The 18208-nt window shown below is 64.8% G+C and carries 15 protein-coding genes; 10 read left to right on the top strand and 5 right to left on the bottom strand.

The window, feature by feature from the left end:
• Positions 1-2: 2 nt before the first annotated feature.
• Positions 3-1337 (bottom strand): type III glutamate--ammonia ligase, encoded by a 1335-nt coding sequence (gene glnT, locus QO259_RS04610; protein WP_285951985.1) that lies wholly within the window; start codon positions 1335-1337, stop codon positions 3-5.
• 663 nt (positions 1338-2000) lie between these two features.
• Here glnT and purU point away from each other — a divergent pair.
• The 10 genes from purU to QO259_RS04560 all read left to right on the top strand — a co-directional run bounded on the left by purU (position 2001) and on the right by QO259_RS04560 (position 14342).
• Positions 2001-2867, top strand: coding sequence for a formyltetrahydrofolate deformylase (gene purU, locus QO259_RS04605; protein ID WP_207035024.1), 867 nt, complete (start codon positions 2001-2003; stop codon positions 2865-2867).
• Positions 2864-3784: a bifunctional methylenetetrahydrofolate dehydrogenase/methenyltetrahydrofolate cyclohydrolase FolD gene (gene folD / locus QO259_RS04600; RefSeq protein WP_233076672.1), complete on the top strand. Its 921-nt coding sequence runs from the start codon at positions 2864-2866 to the stop codon at positions 3782-3784. The genes purU and folD overlap by 4 nt, the downstream gene beginning before the upstream one ends.
• Positions 3785-3803: 19 nt before the next feature.
• Positions 3804-5045, top strand: a complete 1242-nt coding sequence (locus tag QO259_RS04595) for an FAD-dependent oxidoreductase (RefSeq protein WP_285951984.1) — start codon at positions 3804-3806, stop codon at positions 5043-5045.
• A gap of 34 nt (positions 5046-5079) precedes the next feature.
• On the top strand, positions 5080-5376 hold the full coding sequence (locus QO259_RS04590) for a sarcosine oxidase subunit delta (RefSeq protein ID WP_207035028.1): 297 nt from the start codon (positions 5080-5082) through the stop codon (positions 5374-5376).
• A complete protein-coding gene (locus QO259_RS04585) occupies positions 5373-8321 on the top strand; it encodes a 2Fe-2S iron-sulfur cluster-binding protein (RefSeq protein ID WP_285951983.1) in 2949 nt (982 codons plus the stop codon). The genes QO259_RS04590 and QO259_RS04585 overlap by 4 nt, the downstream gene beginning before the upstream one ends.
• A gap of 1 nt (position 8322) precedes the next feature.
• On the top strand, positions 8323-9030 hold the full coding sequence (locus tag QO259_RS04580; protein WP_285951982.1) for a hypothetical protein: 708 nt from the start codon (positions 8323-8325) through the stop codon (positions 9028-9030).
• 198 nt (positions 9031-9228) lie between these two features.
• Positions 9229-9846 (top strand): helix-turn-helix domain-containing protein, encoded by a 618-nt coding sequence (locus QO259_RS04575; protein WP_207035034.1) that lies wholly within the window; start codon positions 9229-9231, stop codon positions 9844-9846.
• 471 nt (positions 9847-10317) lie between these two features.
• Positions 10318-12144 carry a CocE/NonD family hydrolase gene (locus QO259_RS04570; RefSeq protein WP_285951981.1) on the top strand — a complete coding sequence of 609 codons (1827 nt, stop codon included), beginning with the start codon at positions 10318-10320 and terminating at the stop codon, positions 12142-12144.
• A 123-nt stretch (positions 12145-12267) separates the two neighbouring features.
• Entirely contained in the window at positions 12268-13581 is a 1314-nt protein-coding gene (locus tag QO259_RS04565) for a short-chain fatty acid transporter (RefSeq protein ID WP_207035038.1), read from the top strand.
• Between the two features lie 74 nt (positions 13582-13655).
• Positions 13656-14342, top strand: coding sequence for a GntR family transcriptional regulator (locus QO259_RS04560; protein WP_285951980.1), 687 nt, complete (start codon positions 13656-13658; stop codon positions 14340-14342).
• A gap of 62 nt (positions 14343-14404) precedes the next feature.
• Here QO259_RS04560 and QO259_RS04555 read toward each other — a convergent pair whose 3' ends face one another.
• From QO259_RS04555 to QO259_RS04540, 4 genes are all read right to left on the bottom strand, one after another.
• Positions 14405-15211, bottom strand: a complete 807-nt coding sequence (locus QO259_RS04555; RefSeq protein WP_285951979.1) for a hypothetical protein — start codon at positions 15209-15211, stop codon at positions 14405-14407.
• Between the two features lie 18 nt (positions 15212-15229).
• Positions 15230-15970, bottom strand: coding sequence for an SDR family NAD(P)-dependent oxidoreductase (locus QO259_RS04550; protein WP_285951978.1), 741 nt, complete (start codon positions 15968-15970; stop codon positions 15230-15232).
• A 63-nt stretch (positions 15971-16033) separates the two neighbouring features.
• Positions 16034-16822 carry an SDR family NAD(P)-dependent oxidoreductase gene (locus tag QO259_RS04545; protein ID WP_285951977.1) on the bottom strand — a complete coding sequence of 263 codons (789 nt, stop codon included), beginning with the start codon at positions 16820-16822 and terminating at the stop codon, positions 16034-16036.
• On the bottom strand, positions 16819-18180 hold the full coding sequence (locus QO259_RS04540) for an MFS transporter (RefSeq protein ID WP_285951976.1): 1362 nt from the start codon (positions 18178-18180) through the stop codon (positions 16819-16821). The genes QO259_RS04545 and QO259_RS04540 overlap by 4 nt, the downstream gene beginning before the upstream one ends.
• Positions 18181-18208 lie beyond the last annotated feature (28 nt).

Genomic DNA, 18208 nt, shown 5'->3' with positions numbered 1-18208 from the left:
GATCAGAAGAATTCGGCGTAGCGCTGGAGCTCCCAGGTCGATACCTGGCGGCTGTAAGCGGCCCACTCCTCGCGCTTGACGGCGATGAACTCATCGACGATGCCGGGCCCCATCACCTCGCGCAGGATGGTGTCCTTGGCCAGGGCGTCGATGGCCTCCTTGAGCGACTGGGGCAGGACGCCAATTCCCTGCTCCTGGCACTGCTCGGCACTCAGCGAATACAGGTTGATGTTGTGCGCCTTGCCGGGATCGAGCTGGCGGTCGATACCGTCCAGGCCGGCGGCGATCAGCGCGGCATGCACCAGATAGGGGTTGCAGCCGGCATCGGGCAGGCGGAACTCCAGGCGGCCATAGGGCACGCGGACCATCGCCGAGCGATTGTTGTCTCCATAGGCGATGAACACCGGTGCCCAGGTCGCACCGCTGTTGGAGCCACCGTTCACCAGCCGCTTGTAGGAGTTGACGGTGGGTGCGGCAAAGGCACACAGCGCCGGCGCGTGATGCAACAGCCCGGCCAGGAAGTGGTAAGCGGTGCGCGACAGCCCCAGCCCTTGCGGGTCGCTGTCGTCGCCGAAGACGTTGTTGCCGTCGCCATCGCTGACCGAGAGATGGAAGTGCATGCCGTTACCGGGCCGATCCGCGTGCGGCTTGGGCATGAAGGAGCAGACCATGCCGAGATCGTTGGCGATCTCGCCGGCCGCCATGCGCACGAAGGTGAAACGGTCCGCCGAGGTCAGCGCATCGCTGTAGGTGTAGTTGATCTCGAACTGGCCATTGGCGTCCTCGTGATCGATCTGGTAGACGTCGAAATCGACCGCCTGGAGCGCTTCCACCAGGCGTTCCAGGAACACGCGGGAACGCGACAGCCCCTTGTAGTCGTAGCAGGGCTTGGCCAGCGTATCGCTCTCGTCGACGGCCAGCAGCTCGCCCGCCGGCCCGCGCTTGAACAGCGAGAACTCCGGCTCCAGCCCGGTGTTCAGCGTCCAGCCCTTTTCTGACAGTCGTTCGAGCTGCTTGAGCAACACCACGCGGCTATCGAATTCATAGGGCTGATCGTTGACATGGCCATTGCAGACCAACCGCGCGTATCCCGGCTGCCAGGGCACTAACGACAGGGTTGCAAGATCGCCCCGAGCCATGAAATCGGGCCCATGGGGCTCCATACCCAGGCCGCTGACCGCGAATCCGGCGAAGCCAGCGCCCTTCTCGACCACGTCCATCAAACAACTGGCCGGCACCGACTTGGTCTTGGCGGCACCGTGAATGTCCACGAACTGCGCGAGCAGGTAGCGGACATCGTGCTCCTCGAGTAGCTGCTTGGCGGCTTCTGGCGTCATGTCAGGTCTCCTTCATGCGGGGCGAGTACCGGGAACGACATGGCGCGCTCTCCTGTGCCACCGGACCTTGCCGATGCGATGCAGGCTACGCCACACACTCAATTCCCATCAAGAAAATTTGTTTCTCTTTAAGAAAGCACCTTGCATGCCAGAAACGCCACGATGCGCGAGAAAATTCCCGGACTGGTCGCTAATGAACTGATTTACAGGCGATAAAAAGTTTTGGCCGTGGAATCTGGTCGCCGCCGCCCACCTCGTCAGTCTGTCCTATCCGCCGCCATCGCCCCCAGACGGTGCAAGTAGCGCCTCCGACGCACCGTTTTCGAACAAGACGCGACGCCTTGGATCGTTCCCCGGGCTCGTCCCCTGCCGCCACGCTCGTCGCAGCAAAACTTCAAGCCCTTGTTAAAAAAGGAATAAAACGCTGTATCAGAGCACGGGAAACGAGGTGTCACGGGAAACTGGCAAGCTTGTTGCTTGACTAAAAGGAATGTTTTTTTCTTTTCAGGAAAACATGCTTGACGCATCATCTGCCCCGGTGAGCCTCTCGATACTCACGCGACACGCGAGCGCATCGCCAAGGGCCGAACCCGATATCCACTGCCTGGGCGTCGATACCGACACCCAGGCCACGCCCCGCCTACGCCAAGAGGAACGCACCGCATGGCTTCGACAGACGACAGCTACATCATCAAGATCTCTTGCCCCGCCACCTCCGGCATCGTCGCCGCCGTGACCTGTTTTCTGACCGAGGGCCAGTGCTATATCAGCGAACTCGCCCAATACGATGACGAACAGATCGGCCGCTTCTTCCTGCGCGCCAAGTTCCGCTTCAACGCGGGCGTGAAAGGCGATATCGATACCCTCAAGCGCGACTTCGCAGGCGTCGCCAAGGACTTCGACATGGAGTGGGATTTCCGCCACGACGCCCAGCCCATGCGCGTGCTGCTGATGGTCAGCAAGTACGACCACTGCCTCGGCGACCTGATGTATCGCCGGCGCAAGGGCGAGCTGGACATGGAGATCACCGCCATCGTCTCCAATCATCTCGATCTGCGCCCGATGGCCGAGCGCGAAGGGATCCGCTTCGTCTATCTGCCGGTCACGCCGGAGACCAAGGCGCGCCAGGAAGACGCGCTGATGGAGATCGTCGAGGAGACGGGTACCGAGCTGGTGGTGCTGGCGCGCTACATGCAGATTCTCTCCGACGATCTATGCCAGAAACTCTCTGGCCGCGCGATCAACATCCACCACTCCTTTCTACCCGGCTTCAAGGGCGCCAAACCTTATCACCAGGCCCATGAACGCGGGGTCAAGCTGATCGGCGCCACCGCCCACTACGTGACCTCGGACCTCGACGAGGGCCCGATCATCGAGCAGGAGGTCCAGCGCGTCGATCACACCTATCGTCCCGAGGACCTAGTCGCGGTCGGCCGCAATACCGAGACCGTCGCCCTATCCCAGGCGGTCAAGTACCACCTCGAACATCGTGTCTTCCTCGATCAGAACAAGACGGTGATCTTCCGATGAGCACAGAGACTACCCACACGCTTCCGGCGATGCGTATCGACGGCAAGGCCTGCGCCGAACGGGTGCTCACCGAGGTCGCCGCCGACGTCGCGCGACTCGCCGAGGCCGACATCGTGCCAGCCCTGGCGGTGGTGCTGGTGGGCGAGGATGCCGCCAGCCAGGTGTATGTCCGCAACAAGATCCGCAAGGCGGAAGCGGTCGGCATTCGCTCGCTGGAATACCGCTTCGACGCCACCCTGCCCCAGGCGGAACTGCTCGCGCTGATCGCCCGACTCAACGACGACCCCGAGGTCAACGGCATCCTGGTGCAGTTGCCGCTGCCGGCGCATATCGACGAGGCATCGGTGATCCAGGCCATCCTGCCGGCCAAGGACGTCGACGGCTTCCACCGCCAGAACGCCGGCGGGCTCTGGCAAGGGCTGCCCTCCCTGGCCCCCTGCACGCCCACCGGCTGCCTGCGCCTGCTGAAGGACACCTGCGGCGAGCTGGCCGGCAAGCACGCCGTGGTGATCGGCCGCTCCAACATCGTCGGCAAGCCCATGGCGGCACTGTTGCTCGACGCCGACTGCACGGTGTCGCTGCTGCATTCGAAGAGCCGCGACGCCGCCACGCTATGCCGTCAGGCCGATATCGTCATCGCCGCCGTGGGTCGCCCCGAGATGGTCGATGCCCACTGGCTCAAGCCCGGCGCCGTGGTCATCGACGTGGGCATCAACCGCATCGAGTGCGAGATCGACGGCGAACGCCGCACGCGCCTGGTCGGTGACGTCGACTTCGCCGCCGCCAGCCAGGTGGCCGCCGCCGTCACCCCGGTGCCCGGCGGTGTCGGACCGATGACCATCGCCTACCTGATGCAGAACACCGTCACCGCCACCCGCCAACAGTGCCAGGCAGCCGCTAGCGCGCTGCCAGCCTGAACGACTCTCAGGGGGTCCCATGCCTTTCGCCCTACTCAAGTACGGCCTGTCGTCCGACTATCCCGCCGAACAGGACCTGCCACCGCCCAAGGAACTCGCCGCCAGCTACGACGTGGTGATCATCGGCGGCGGCGGGCACGGCCTCGCCATCGCCTACTATCTGGCCAAGTACCACGGCATCACCAAGGTCGCGGTGCTGGAGAAGGCCTATCTCGGCGGCGGCAACACCGCGCGCAACACCGCGGTGATCCGCTCCAACTATCTGACCTCGGAAGGGGTCCGCTTCTATGCCGCGTCGGTGAAGCTGTTTCAGAACCTCTCCAACGAGTTCGACTTCAACATCATGTATTCCGAGCGCGGCCAGCTCACCCTGGCCCACACCGATGCCACGGTGCGCGCCTTCCGCCAGCGCGCCGAGGTCAACAAGCACTTCGGTGGGCGCACGGAGATGATCGACCGCCAACAGATCGCCGAGCTGGTGCCGACGCTCAACCTCGACCCGGGGCATCTGCCGGTGCTCGAAGGTCTCTGGCACCGGGACGGCGCCACCGCGCGTCACGACGCCGTGGCCTGGGGCTACGCCAAGGAAGCGGCCAAGCGCGGCGTGGAGATCCATCAGTTGACCGAGGTCGAAGACCTGATCATCGAGGGCGGGCGCCTCACCGGGGTCAAGACCAACCGCGGCACGGTGCGCTGCGGCTGCGCGGTGCAGGCCGTGGCCGGCCACAGCTCGGTGCTGGCCGCCAAGGCCGGCTTTCGCCTGCCGATCGTCTCCTACCCGCTGCAGGCCATGGTCACCCAGCCGGTCAAGCCGTTCCTCGACCCGCTGGTCAGCTCCTCGGCGCTGCACTGCTATGTGCAGCAGACCAGCCGTGGCGAAATGGTCTTCGGCGGCGGCTCTGACCCCTATCCGCTCTACGCCACCCGCTCGACGCTGGAGCTGAAAGAGAGCCTGATCGCCAGCGCCATCGAGATGTTCCCCTTCCTGGCCAAGGCCAAGCTGATGCGCCAGTGGGGCGGGATCACCGACATGACCCCGGACTACAGCCCGATCATGGGCGAGAGCCCCGTAGAGAACTACTACCTCGACGCCGGCTGGGGCACCTGGGGTTTCAAGGCCACGCCGATCTGCGGCCAGACCATGGCGGAACTGATCGCCACGGGCGGCAAGGTGCCCGAGCTGATTCGCCCGTTCCATCTGGCGCGTTTCGCCAACTTCCAGCAGGTCAACGAGATGGGCGCCACGGCCGCCAGTCACTGACTCTTCAACGCAGACCGAACGGGGGCAGCACACCATGAAGATCCTCCATTGCCCGCTCAACGGGCCACGCAACATCAGTGAATTCAGCTACGGCGGGGAGTTGAAGACGATGCCCGATCCGGCGACCTGCAGCGATCGCGAGTGGGCCGACTACGTCTTCTATCACGACAACCTGCCCGAGGTGGTCACCGAGTGGTGGTTCCACGGCGCCAGCGGCTACTGGTTCCTGGCCGAGCGCAACCGGCTCACCGACACGGTGCTGAGAACCTTCGATCCCGGCGAGCGGTTTCACCAGCGCGTCGAATTTGCCCACCAGGAGAGCGCCTCATGAGCCGTTACGAACCCCTGGCTGACGCCGCCGAGGCTACCGCGTCACGTCTCCCCGCCCCGCTGGGCAGCCTGATCGACCGCGAACGCCCGGTCCGCTTCACCTTCGAGGGCGAGACCTATCGCGGCTTCGCCGGCGACTCCATCGCCAGCGCGCTGGCCGCTCACGGGCGCCTGGTGCTATCGCGCTCGTTCAAGTATCACCGGCCGCGCGGCGCGCTGACCATGGCTGGCCAGGATGCCAACACCCTCGTGCAACTGCCCGACGAGCCCAACGTGCTGGCCGACGAACGCCGCCTCGAGGATGGCCTGGCGATCGAGGGGCAGAACTACAACGGCAGTCTCGATCACGACCGCGACATGAAGCTCGGCAAGTTCTCCCGCTTCATGCCGGTGGGCTTCTATTACCGCGCCTTCTACAAGCCCAAGGGCGCCTGGAAGCGCTGGGAGCCGTTGATCCGCCGCAAGGCGGGCCTGGGACGTTTCGATCTCGACGCCCGCGGCGGTTATCACGACAAGGCCTATCTGTTCACCGAGGTGATGGTGGTGGGCGGTGGCCCGGCCGGCCTGCGCGCCGCGCTCACCGCGGCCCTTGGCGGAGCCCGGGTGCTGCTGGTCGAACAGCAGCCGCAGCTCGGCGGCTCACTGACCTATGCGCGCTTCGATATCGACGGCAGTCGCGGCGAACGCCTGCGCGACGAGCTGGTCACCGCGGTAACGGATCATCCCAACATCCAGGTCATGTGCGACGCCACTTGCAACGGCTGGTTCACCGATAACTATCTACCGGTGATCCAGGGACGTCGGATGTTCAAGGTGCGAGCGAAAGAGTGCATCATCGCCTCGGGCAGCTTCGATCAGCCCGCGATCTTCCGTAACAACGACCTACCGGGTGTCATGCTGGCCAGCGCCGCCCAGCGCCTCATGCGCCACTATGCGGTCAAGCCAGGCCAGCGCGCGGTGGTGCTGACCGGCAACGACGATGGCTACCTGGCAGCGTTGGACCTTCAAGAGCAGGGGGTCGAGGTGGCCGCCCTGGCCGACATGCGCCCCTCATCCGAGGACCCGGCACTCACTCAGGCCGTCGCGGCGGCGGGCATTCCCCTGCATGCCGGGCATACGGTCTTTGAGGCCCTGCACGACAAGTCACTGCATCGGGTGACCGGCGTCGAACTGCGACGCATCGTCGGCACCGGCGAAGTGGCCGACCAGGGTCAGCGACTCGACTGCGATCTGGTGTGCATGACCGCCGGCTACATGCCGGTCTACCAACTGCTGTGTCAGGCCGGTGGCCAGCTGCGCTACGACGACGAGGTCGCCGAATTCTCGATCAGCAACCTGCCCGCCCATCTGCACATCGCCGGTTCGGTCAACGGGCGGCACGACCTCGACAGTGTCGGCGAGGATGGCGTACGCGCCGCCAGCGAGGCGCTGCGCGCACTGGGCCATGATGCGCCAATGCCGGAGAGCGCTGCGCGAGCCCCGCGGCGGGTCAATCATCCCTGGCCGATCTTCCCGCACCCCAAGGGCAAGGCCTTCGTCGACTTCGACGAAGACCTGCAGGTCGAGGACATCCTCAACGCCACCCGCCACGGCTATCGCGATGTGCAGCTGGTCAAACGCTTCTCGACGGTGGGCATGGGGCCCTCCCAGGGACGCCACTCGGCACTGCCCACCGCCCGACTGGTCGCCCAGGCCACCGACCGCAGCGTCAGCGAGACCGGGGTGACCACCGCCCGGCCGCCGTTCACCGCCGAGACACTCGGCCATCTCGCCGGGCGCGGCTTCGACCCCTTCCGCCTGACGCCGATACACCGTCGCCATGAGGCACTGGGTGCGCGCATGATGCCGGCCGGCCACTGGCGTCGTCCCGCTTACTATCCCGCCACCGACGGCAGCCTGGAGCGGGATCGCTGCATGCAGGAGGAAGCGCGCCACGTGCGCGAGAAGGTCGGCATGATCGACGTCTCGACGCTCGGCGGGCTCGAGATCCGCGGCCCGGATGCCGCCGAGTTCATCAACCGGCTCTACACCTTCGGCTTCCTCAAGCAGCCGGTGGGACGTACTCGCTACGCGGCGATGACCAGCGAACAGGGCGTGGTCATCGACGACGGTGTGTCATGCCGCCTGGCCGAGGATCACTTTTACGTCACCGCCACCACCAGTGGCGTGGCCAACGTCCATCGCAGCATGCTGCAATGGAACGCCCAGTGGCGCCTGGAGGTGGATATCGCCAACGTCACCTCGGCGTTCGCCGCCGTCAACATTGCCGGGCCGCTGTCGCGCCGGGTGCTCGAAAAACTGTGTGATGATGTCGACCTCACCGCCGCGGCCTTCCCCTATTTGGAGCTGCGCACCGGCCATGTCGCCGGTATCCCGGCACGCCTGCTGCGGGTCGGCTTCGTCGGCGAACTGGGCTACGAGATCCATGTGCCCGCGCGCTACGGCGAGGCCCTCTGGGACCGGCTGATGGAAGCCGGCGCCGCGGACGGCCTGCGGCCGTTCGGCGTCGAGGCCCAGCGCCTGCTGCGCCTGGAGAAGGGCCACGTGATCATCGGTCAGGACACCGACGGCATGAGCCATCCGGAAGAGGTCGGCCTGGGCTGGGCGGTCAATCGCAAGAAGCCGTTCTTCGTCGGCCGCCGCGCCGTGGACATCCTCGCCGCTCAACCGCCGAAACGCCGGCTGGTCGGCTTCCGGCTGCCGGCGTCCAGCGCCAAGCCAAGAGAGGGGCAACTGGTGCTGGAGGGCGAGACCATTACCGGCAATATCACCTCCTGCGAATATTCGCCCACTCTCGAGGCGATCATCGGCCTGGCCTACGCCGCGCCGGAGAAAGCCGCGCCCGGCAGCCAGATCACGCTGCGCGTCGACGGCGGTCAGGAGATCGCCGCCGAGGTGGTCGCCCTGCCCTTCTTCGACCCCGACAATACTCGCCAGGAGCTCTGAGATGACCACACAAAACGCGACCGCGAGTCTTTCGCGCCTTCCGCTCAACGCTCTCCACGCCGAGCGGCCCGGAGTCGAGTGGATGCCGCTGGGCGACGCCAGGACGCCGGCGCGCTTCGCCGACACCAGCGACGAAGCTCACCGTCTGGCCCACTGCGGGCTGATCGACCTCTCGGCGCTGCCGCGCTTCGGTCTGCGCGGCCCTCAGGCCGCCGCCGCACTGACCGAACGCGGCTATCGCCTGCCCGAGGCGCCCAATCGCTGTCTGGTTCAGGGTGACGGCACCCGCTTGGCGCGGCTGTCTGCCACCGAGTATCTGCTGCTGGGCAGCCTCGCGGACGCCGGCCGGCACGTGTCCGAGACGGCGCAAGTGTGGACGACACCGGCGCCCGGCTGTTATCCGTTACCGCGTCAGGACAGCCATGCCTGGCTGGCCCTTACCGGCGCGGATGGCGCCGCAGTGATGGCCAAGCTGTGCGGCGTCGATCTCGACGCCGAGGTCTTTCGCCAAGGGCATATCGCCCAGACCTCGGTGGCCCGCACCGATGCCATCGTCATCCGTGACGCGCTGGGGGACACGCCCTGTCTGCACCTGCTGGTGGACAGCGCATCGGCTGCCTATCTATGGCCGGCACTCCTCGATGCCATGCAGGAGTTCGACGGCGGCCCCTTGGGCCTCGATGCGCTGCTCGCCCCGGCCGCTGCCTGAGCGAGGCTCGCTCCGGGTTCATGGCCCAGGGTTCATGGCCCAGGTTTCATGGCCCCGGGCTCATGGCCCAAGGTTCACGGCCAAGGGGCGGTGAGCCGGATGGCGACCGACGCCGACGGCTGGGGTGGCACGTGCCACCGCCAGCCGGACTCTGGCACAATTGGCAACTCTCACGCCGTCGACAAGGCCAGCATCTCCATGAGTGACTCCGTCACCACCGACAAGAACGAAACGCGCCTGCGTCTGGAACAGCACATCGCCCGGGCCTTGAAGCAGAGACGCCTCTCCCAGGGGTACAAGATTTCCGACGTGGCCCGTATCGCCGGGCTCAGTCAGGGCATGATCAGCAAGGTCGAGAACGCCCAGGTCTCGACCAGCCTCGACACTCTCAGTCGACTCTGCAACGCCATCGACCTGCCGATTTCCAAGCTGTTCAGCGACTACGACCAGGTCGGGCGCGGCGCCCAGCTGGTCAAGGCCGGCGAAGGCATGGAAGTGGTACGCACTGGCACCGAGGTCGGCCATACCTACCAGCTGCTGAGCTATCGCCAGGGCCCCAAGAAACGCTATGAGCCCTTCCTGATTACCATGGACGACGCCAGTGAGGTCTTCCCCAACTTCAGCCACGCAGGCCATGAATTCATCTACATGTTGAAAGGTCGCCTGACCTATCGCCACGGCGAGCAGTTCTACGACATGGGCCCCGGCGACAGTTTGGCTTTCGATGCTGCAGTCCCTCATGGGCCGGAAAAACTACACGAAGTGCCACTGCAGCTGCTCTCCATCATCCATTACGACGATGACGAACAAGACTGATCTCCCCGCGAAATCGGCAAGCTTCAGGTGCCACGATATGGGAAGGCACCTGGCCACGTAACCGATGTCTGCCACCTTCGGCATCCACTTCCAGAGACCTGAGCCACACCTCCCGCCTCTGATGACGCCGTAACCGGGGCGCTCTTCCAAGCAGTTCAGATAAACCGCTCGTGCACTGAGCATCACCCGCGCCAAGCGCACCTACCGGCCGTAGAGCGGACGTTGTATCTCGACACCGCATTCCGCCCCATCCGCACAGGCAATGACCGCCTACCACTAGCAGCGTCACTACGACGACACCTCCACTGCTACCGAGCGCGCCCGCCAGAAATCCGGCCAGAAGACCCATCAGGGGACACGCCACCATGGCGTGCACCTTCCGCATGTATTTCAAAAATTATCTTTTGACATGTCAAAACAACGCGTTCAACCTTCCATAAATCAGATGTCACAACAACAAGGAGTCCCGAGGTGTCGCATATCACCCCGTTTCATCCCGAATCCTGGCAAGAGAGCCGCCATCCCGCATTCAGCGGCGAGCGACTCGTTTCCCACTATCTGACCATGCGCGACGGGGTCCGCCTCGCCATCGACATCCACCTGCCAGGTACCGAAGCCACCACCAGTGAGCGCTTTCCGGTGATCGCCTTCTTCACCCCCTACTACCGGCGCATGAAACTCAAGCCCGGGGCTCCCACCGACACCGAGGATTGCCCCAATATCGCCGTGTTCCGCTCGCTATTACTGCCGCGTGGCTATGCACTCGTCGCTGTGGATGTCCGCGGCAGCGGTGCCTCTTTCGGCGCTCGCACCGGGCTACGCTCGCCTAACGAACGCGAAGACTACCTGGAGATCATCGAGTGGATCAGCCGCCAGGCGTGGTGCAGCGGCGCCATCGGCGTCACCGGTATCTCCTATCTCGGTGCCGCGGCCGACTTCACCGCGTCCTGGGCACACCCCGCCGTCAAGGCAATCGTGCCCCACTCGGCGGTCTGGGACACCTGGTCCAACCAGCTCTATCCCGGCGGCGTGATGTGCCGGCGGCTGGTCAAGGAGTACGGCCGGCTGATGGAGGCACTGGACGACGACGAGGCCGAGAATCGCGCTCGTTTTCCCTACTTCCGCGGCGAACATTTCGAGGGCCCGGCCCCGGTGGACGAAGACACCGACGGCACACTGCTGGCCGCGGCGCTGGAGGACCACGTCGCTAATTTCGATATGGCAGATTTCGTCCATCAACTGCCCTATCGCGATAGCGCCCTGAGCAGCGTGCCGGACTTCACCTCAGCGATCATCAGCCCCTATCACTACGCCAATCGCGACGCCGACGCCCAGACGGCCGTCTACACCATCTCGGGCTGGATGGACGGCCATTACTCGCGTGGCGCGGCATTGCGCTTCAACTGGCAACGCAATCCTGCCAAGCGACTGATGCTGGGGGCCTGGGACCACGGCGCACGGACCGGCTCAAGCCCCTTTCGGGAGGAGCCAGCCCCGCAGACCAAGGCGCTGGCAGAGACCCTGCGCTTCTTCGACCAGCATCTGATGGGTCTGGAGACGGGGCTCGACGATGAGCCTCCGGTGCACTACTACACGGTAGGCGAAGAGCGCTGGAAGTCCGCCCACGAATGGCCACCGGCCGAGATGGTCACACACCGGTTCCATTTTCATGCCGACCACCGCCTGGCTCCCGAGGCGCCGCCTAACGACCACGCCACTGACCGCTACGTCGGCGACTACCGCTGCGGTAGTGGCAATCGCTCGCGCTACAACCGGCTGTACGCCCAGAATGTCGAACGCTACTACGCCGACTGGGACGGTCGCGACGCACGCATGCTCTGCTACACCACCGAGCCGTTCGCCGTGCCCATGGAGCTCACCGGCCATCCGCTGGTCAAGCTGTTTCTCAAGAGCGACTGCGAGGATTGCGCGCTGTTCGTCTATCTCGAGGACATCGATGAGCAAGGCCGTGCGACCTACGTCACCGAGGGCATCTTCCGGGCGCTACACCGGCGCCTCTCACCAGGACCCGAGAACATTCCTGCCATCGGCCCGAGCCATAGTTTCAACGAGCGCGATGCGCGCTATCTGACACCCGGCGAATACAGCGAGATCACCTTCGACCTGCTGCCCACCTCGTGGCTGTTCCAGGCCGGCCACAGCCTGCGGGTGGCGATCGCCCTGGCGGATAGCGACCACTTCTCACGCATTCCGGATGGCATCGTTCCCACCATCGAGGTCAGCCGGCACGCCGAACGCGCCTCACACCTCGAACTCCCCATGCTCGCACACACCTGAACCAGCGACGCCCTCATCCGCCACGACGAGCGGCGAGAGCGTTGCCACCAAGGTCCAGACCCTGTTCCGACCGACAAGACACCGTGCAACACGCAGACCCACAACAACCAAAAGGGGATTGTCATGCAGTTTCTCACTCGCCTCTGTCTGAGGTTCGTCCAGACCTGCCTGCCCAATGCCATGCTGCTGGCCATAGCCCTCAGCGCGGTAGTCTTCGTGCTGGGCATGACCGTCGAAGGCCAGAGCGCCTACACCATGTTCGAGGCTTGGGGAGAGGGCTTCTCCAACTTGTATAAATTCGCCATGCAGATGTGTCTGATTCTGCTCACCGGCTTCGTCATCGCCAAGACACCCTCAGTGGCACGCATGATCGATCGCCTGGCCGCCTTTCCCAAGAGTCCGGCACAAGCGGTGGGCATCATTGCGGTGGTGTCGATGGTCACCTTCTACATCAACTGGGGCTTCGGCATGATCGTCGGCGCCTTCCTGGCACGCGAGATGGGGCGGCGGGTAGCGGGACTGCACTTCCCACTGGCGGTGGCCGCGGCCTACTCGGGCGAGATCATTCGCGGCACTACCGCCTCGATACCGCTACTGATGGCGTCGGAAGGTAACTTCATGCAGGACGTGGTGGGGGTGGTGCCGATCACCGAGACGCTCTACTCATGGTGGAACATCGTCCTGAGCCTGGTGCTACTGGGATTGCTCTACATCGTCTTCACCCGGGTCAAGCCGCACGGCGAGATCAAGCCATTCAAGGGTGAAGCACTCGATGACGATAACGCGCCGGTGGACACTCGCGGCATGCCCTGGGCCGAGAAGCTGGAGCATTACCGACTGCCCAACCTCCTGCTGGCGCTGTTGCCTCTGGGCTATCTGGCGATCAACTTCCATCAGCTCGGCTTCACCCTGAGCCTCAACCTAGTCATCCTGATCTTCCTGGCCATCGGTCTGCTGCTGCAACCCAGCCCAGCGAGCTTCGGCAAGGCGGTCAAGGAAGGCGTACTCTCGTGTCGCGGCATCATCATGCAGTTTCCGCTTTACGCGGGGATCGCCGGCATGGTCAAGGTCTCGGGGCTGGCCGACAGCATGGCAGGCTGGTTCGTCGAGATCGCCAATGTCCACACCTTCCCGATCCTGACGTTCATTTCCGCCGGCCTCATCAACATTTTCATCCCCTCCGGCGGCGGGCAATGGGCGATCCAGGGTCCGATCATGCTGAATGCCGCCCAGACGCTCGGTGCTGACATTCCGCAGACCATCATGGCCTTCACCTGGGGCGATGCCTGGACCAACCAGATGCAGCCGTTCTGGGCGCTGCCGCTGCTCGGCGTGGCCGGCCTCTCAGCGCGCGATATCATGGGCTACTGCGTCATGTGGACACTGATCTGCGGTGCCACCATCATGGGGCTCTTCGTCTTGCTCTCCCTGATGTGACCGGAGACATATCATGCAGCGAAGCCGGGCACACCGACGCCGGGCTTCGCAGCGCTTCATTACCGAACCTTCCAATGGCAATGACCAAGAAACCCAGCCTGAACGCACAAGCCTTCGACACGCTGCGCCGCGACATCATCTCCTGCACGCTGAAACCCGGCGCCACCATCACCGAAGCGTGGATAAGCGCACACTACGCAATGGGCAAGGCCGCGATTCGCCACGCCCTGGCGCGTCTCACCCAACAGGGGCTGACGGTCAACCAGGGTCGGCTGGGCTACACCGTGGCACCGATCACCATCCGCAGCATTCGAGACAGCTATCAGATTCGCAAGCTGGTCGAACCGGAACTATGCCGGATTGCCGCAGGCAAGCTCGATACCGAGGCCCTGGAGACGCTGCATCGCTGCAGCCGGGCCAGCTACGACCGCAGCAATACCGCCGAGATGGTGGCCTTCTCCCAGGCCAATCATGAATTTCACTGCACGATCGCACGCGCCGCAGGCAACGCCAGACTCGCCCGCTTGATCGAGGAACTCTCCGACGATCACATGCGCATTGCCTACGTCAGCATGGTCTACGGCCAACCCGGCAGACACTGGAGCCGGGATCACACCGACATCACCGCAGCACTGGAAGCCAATCAGGCCACGACCGCGGCCGAACTGATGAAAGCCCACCTCGTCTCGGGTGAAGAAGCCATCATGCAAGCCGTTCTGGACCGACCGGAAATCGTCGAAGCCCAGTTGAACTCGGGATGATCCTCGACCGGCGATGATTCGATGACAGCATGGGCTTACCCGGGCATTGGTCAGCCCAATCATCACGGAGCGCCTGGGCCATCCCGGGCAGCGGTAATCGGCAGCCATCGTGGAAGAAACCACAGCAGGCCACTGACGAGAAGCGAGGCTACCAGAGCGAGAACAAAGGCAAGTGCAGGGGGCAGTGACTCGGCACTGGCCGCCATCACGGCACTGAAGGCCACCAGACTGAGCATCCCGAGCTGGGTATCGGCCATCGTGGCGCGGGCTACGCCGGGCCCGTGACGCTGGTGAAGTGTCAGGGCGATGGTCAACATGCCGATGGGAAAGCTCAGGGCAACACCGGAGACGGCGGGCGAGATGGAATCGAGTACCACGGTGGCCAGGCAAACGATGACCCCGGCGAGCGAGCCACGCATCAGCAAGTCGCCCCAGCGCGGCGCTTGCGACACCGTGTCGCGCGAAAGCCCCAGGGAGCGCATCAGCCACCGCGCCAATAGCAGGGCGAACAGGAACACCGCCGATCCCAGCGTCACACCTCCCGGCAAGGTGGCAGCCGCGGCGGCCACCGGCAGCCAGATGAGCGCCGCCAGGGCGACGCTCGCCGTCGCACCAGACCTGCCGGCCAACAGCACGTAGCCCAGGCAGAAGGTCAGGGTCGCCAGCATGGCGTGCAGCGATCCCAGGGCCGCCTCGGCGACGAAAGCCGCCGGCTGCTCACGCAACATGAAGAAATAGCCCGGCCCCAGCACGATGGGAGTCCCGGCCAGCACGCCGCCCAGCCTGGGCCCCAGCCGCGCTACGGCCGCGGAAACACCGACCACTACCAACGCGGTGGACAACCACTTGATGAACAACACACCGAGCATCGCTGCTTTCCCGACCGGCTACATCACGTCGCCGCTGTTGGGCCCGAGGGTCTGGCCGACGTAGAGATCCCCGTCCGGCGAAGCGGCCAGCATCAGTGCCGTGGGCGCGACCTCCTCGGCCTTGCCAAAACGGCCCAGGGGCAGTTCGGCCTCCTTGTCGGCGATCCATTGCGGGCTCAGGCCCTGCAGCATCGGCGTCAGGATCGGGCCGGGGGCAATGGCATTGGTCAGCACCCCGAAGGGCGCCAGTTCGTGTGCCATGGCCTTGGTCAGCCCCAGCACACCCGCTTTCGCCGAACAGTAGTGGGCCAGCCCGACACCGCCCTTTAGCGCCAGCTGCGAGGCAATGTTGATGATCCGGCCACGCTTGCGCTCGACCATGTGCGGCGCGACCTGGCGACTGACCAGGAATACGCCCCGCAAGTTGATGCCGATCATGCGATCGAAGGTCTCGGTGGCCATCTCCAGCAAGGGAGTTTCATCCAGGATCCCGGCGCAATTGACCAGCACGTCGATGGCCCCATGGGCCTTCAGGACATCATCGACCATGACCTGCACCGAGGCCTCGTCGGCCACATCCACCGCATGCAGGGTGATACCTGGATCCAGCCTGGGCGCCCATTGGCGACAGGCCTCGAGATTGAAATCGGCCACGGCGACCGTGGCGCCTTCGGCCTGGAAGCACTCGACGATGGCGCGGCCGATGCCACTGGCGCCCCCCACCACGAGGGCGACCTGGCCCTGGAGTTTTTGTGTCATGAGAATATCCCGTCTCTTGAGAGCGGGAGGCGAGACGCCGGCCTCGCCTCCCTCGTCAGGCGATCAGCTCGGCCAGCGCACGGTCAGCCCGCCATCGACGATCAATTGCTGCCCCGTCACGTACGACGCATCGTCGCTGGTCAGAAAGCGCACCGTGCGCGCGACTTCCTCGGCACGCCCCACCCGACCCGCCGGGATCATGTCGCCGGCGGCGGCCAGGCCATCGGGCCCCAGCGAGTTCACCGGATCGAGCGATTGCGGGGTCTCGATCAGGCCGGGTATCAAGGTATTGACGCGTATCCCGCGGGGCGCGAGTTCCACCGCCAGCGACCTCACCAGCCCCAGCAGGCCACTCTTGGCCGCCGCGTAGTGGGCGTGATCGTCCCAGCCATAGACGCCGCCCGCGATCGAGGAGATGGCGACCATCGCGCCGGACCCGGTCATCATCCGGGATGCCCCGCGAAAGACGCGCATCACTCCGGTCAGGTCCACCGACAGCATGTCGTCCCACGCCGCGTCCGAGAGGTCCTCGAGCGATGCCTGACGCAGGATGCCGGCACCCGCCACGGCGATATCCAGGCGGCCGAAGTGGTCGGTGGCCGCCCGCGCGAAGGCCTCGCACTGTTCGCCGTCACGCACGTCCAGCGCCACGGGCAGGCACTCCCCGCCCGCGTCCCTCACCGCCGCGACGGTTTCCGCCACATCGTGAGGATCGCCCGGATAGTAGCCTGCCACCACATTGACGCCGGCACGGGCGTAGCTGACCGCCAGGGCCCGGCCGATCCCGCTGGCCGCGCCGGAAATGATCGCGACCTTGCCCGCCAGGCCGTCATCTCGTCTCAGTGCATTCATGCCACGGCCTCCTCGATCGCATCATGCTGGCGATGGTCCACGTGACGGGTGCCGAACATCAGCAGGCCGCTCAGGAGCAACGGCAGGGAGCCGGCCAGGATGGCCGCCCAGGTCATGGTGACCCCCATCGTCAACAGCAGGGATACCAGCCCCGAGCCCACGATGGCCCCCACCGGCGCCATCACGTGCGCCACGTTGGCCCCGGTACCGCGAACATGGGCCGGGAAGGACTCGCCCATGTAGAAGAGGATGGCGGCGAAGGGGCCCAACAGGAAGAACAGCGTGATGGCATACATCAGATAGACGAAACCGTCGCTGGCCGGGCCGAGCAGCATCAACAGACTGGCCAAGCCGCCGAGCAGGAAGCCCATGAGTACCGTGTTGCGACGCCCGATGCGGTCGCCCACCCATCCGTGGGTCAGGTAACCCACGAAGCCCACCGCGTTGGCCAGGATCAGCACATACAGCGAGCTCTCGAAACTCACACCCTTGGCCTCGACCAGGACCGTCGTGCCCAGCACGGCGAAGACCTGGATCGCCATCCAGCTGAACAGCCAGACCAGCGACAAGGAGATGGTATGGCGACGCAACTCCGGCGCCAGCACGCCTTTCAGGCCCAGATTATTCCCGGTATTGACTACCACGTCGTGCTCGGCGGCCAGTTGCGCCGCCCCCTCGGCATCGCCGGACTTGCGGCGGCGCTCGACTTCCTTCATCGCCGCGAATACCGGCGACTCCGGCAGCTTGAGCGCCATCACGATGACGATGATCGACGCGCAGGCAGCGACGAAGAAACTGCCGCGCCAACCCACCACAGGCAGCAGCAACGAGGTCATCCCGGCCGCGCACAAGGCACCGACCGGCCAGCCGCTCTGTACCAGGCTGTACATGAAGCCGCGCCCCTTGGCCTTCTTGTAGATCTCGTTGAGGTAGACGGCATTGACTACCTCTTCGGAAACCGCGAAGCCGGAAAAGGCCCGGATGATGACCAGCGAGGCCGCCCCGATGGCGACCCCTGACAGACCGGAACTGACCGCTCCGCCGATGACCAGCAGGATCAACGTCTTCTTGCGCCCGAAGTGGTCGAGCATGGTGCCGACCACCAGAGACACGAAAAACACACCGATGGTCGCCCAGGTGTTGACCGCCGTGGCCTTGGCAGGACTCCAGCCGAAATCGTCGGCGATGACGGGCAGCAAGGTGCCGAACAGGGTGTAGTCGTAGACCGACGCCACCCAGGCAATGAAGCAGACCAGCGAGGCATAGCCGATCTGTTTCTTGGTGATGACTCTATTCCAGGGCTCATCGGCACTGTCGCGACGCCCTGGGGAAGAAACACTCGAGGTTGGCTCGGTCATCGACGTCACCCTCATTTTCGATTGTCGT

The organism is Salinicola sp. JS01, from assembly GCF_030284585.1.
GTDB lineage: Bacteria > Pseudomonadota > Gammaproteobacteria > Pseudomonadales > Halomonadaceae > Salinicola.
Note: the sequence above shows the minus strand (reverse complement) of the source record. Positions and strands in the feature narration are given on the sequence as shown.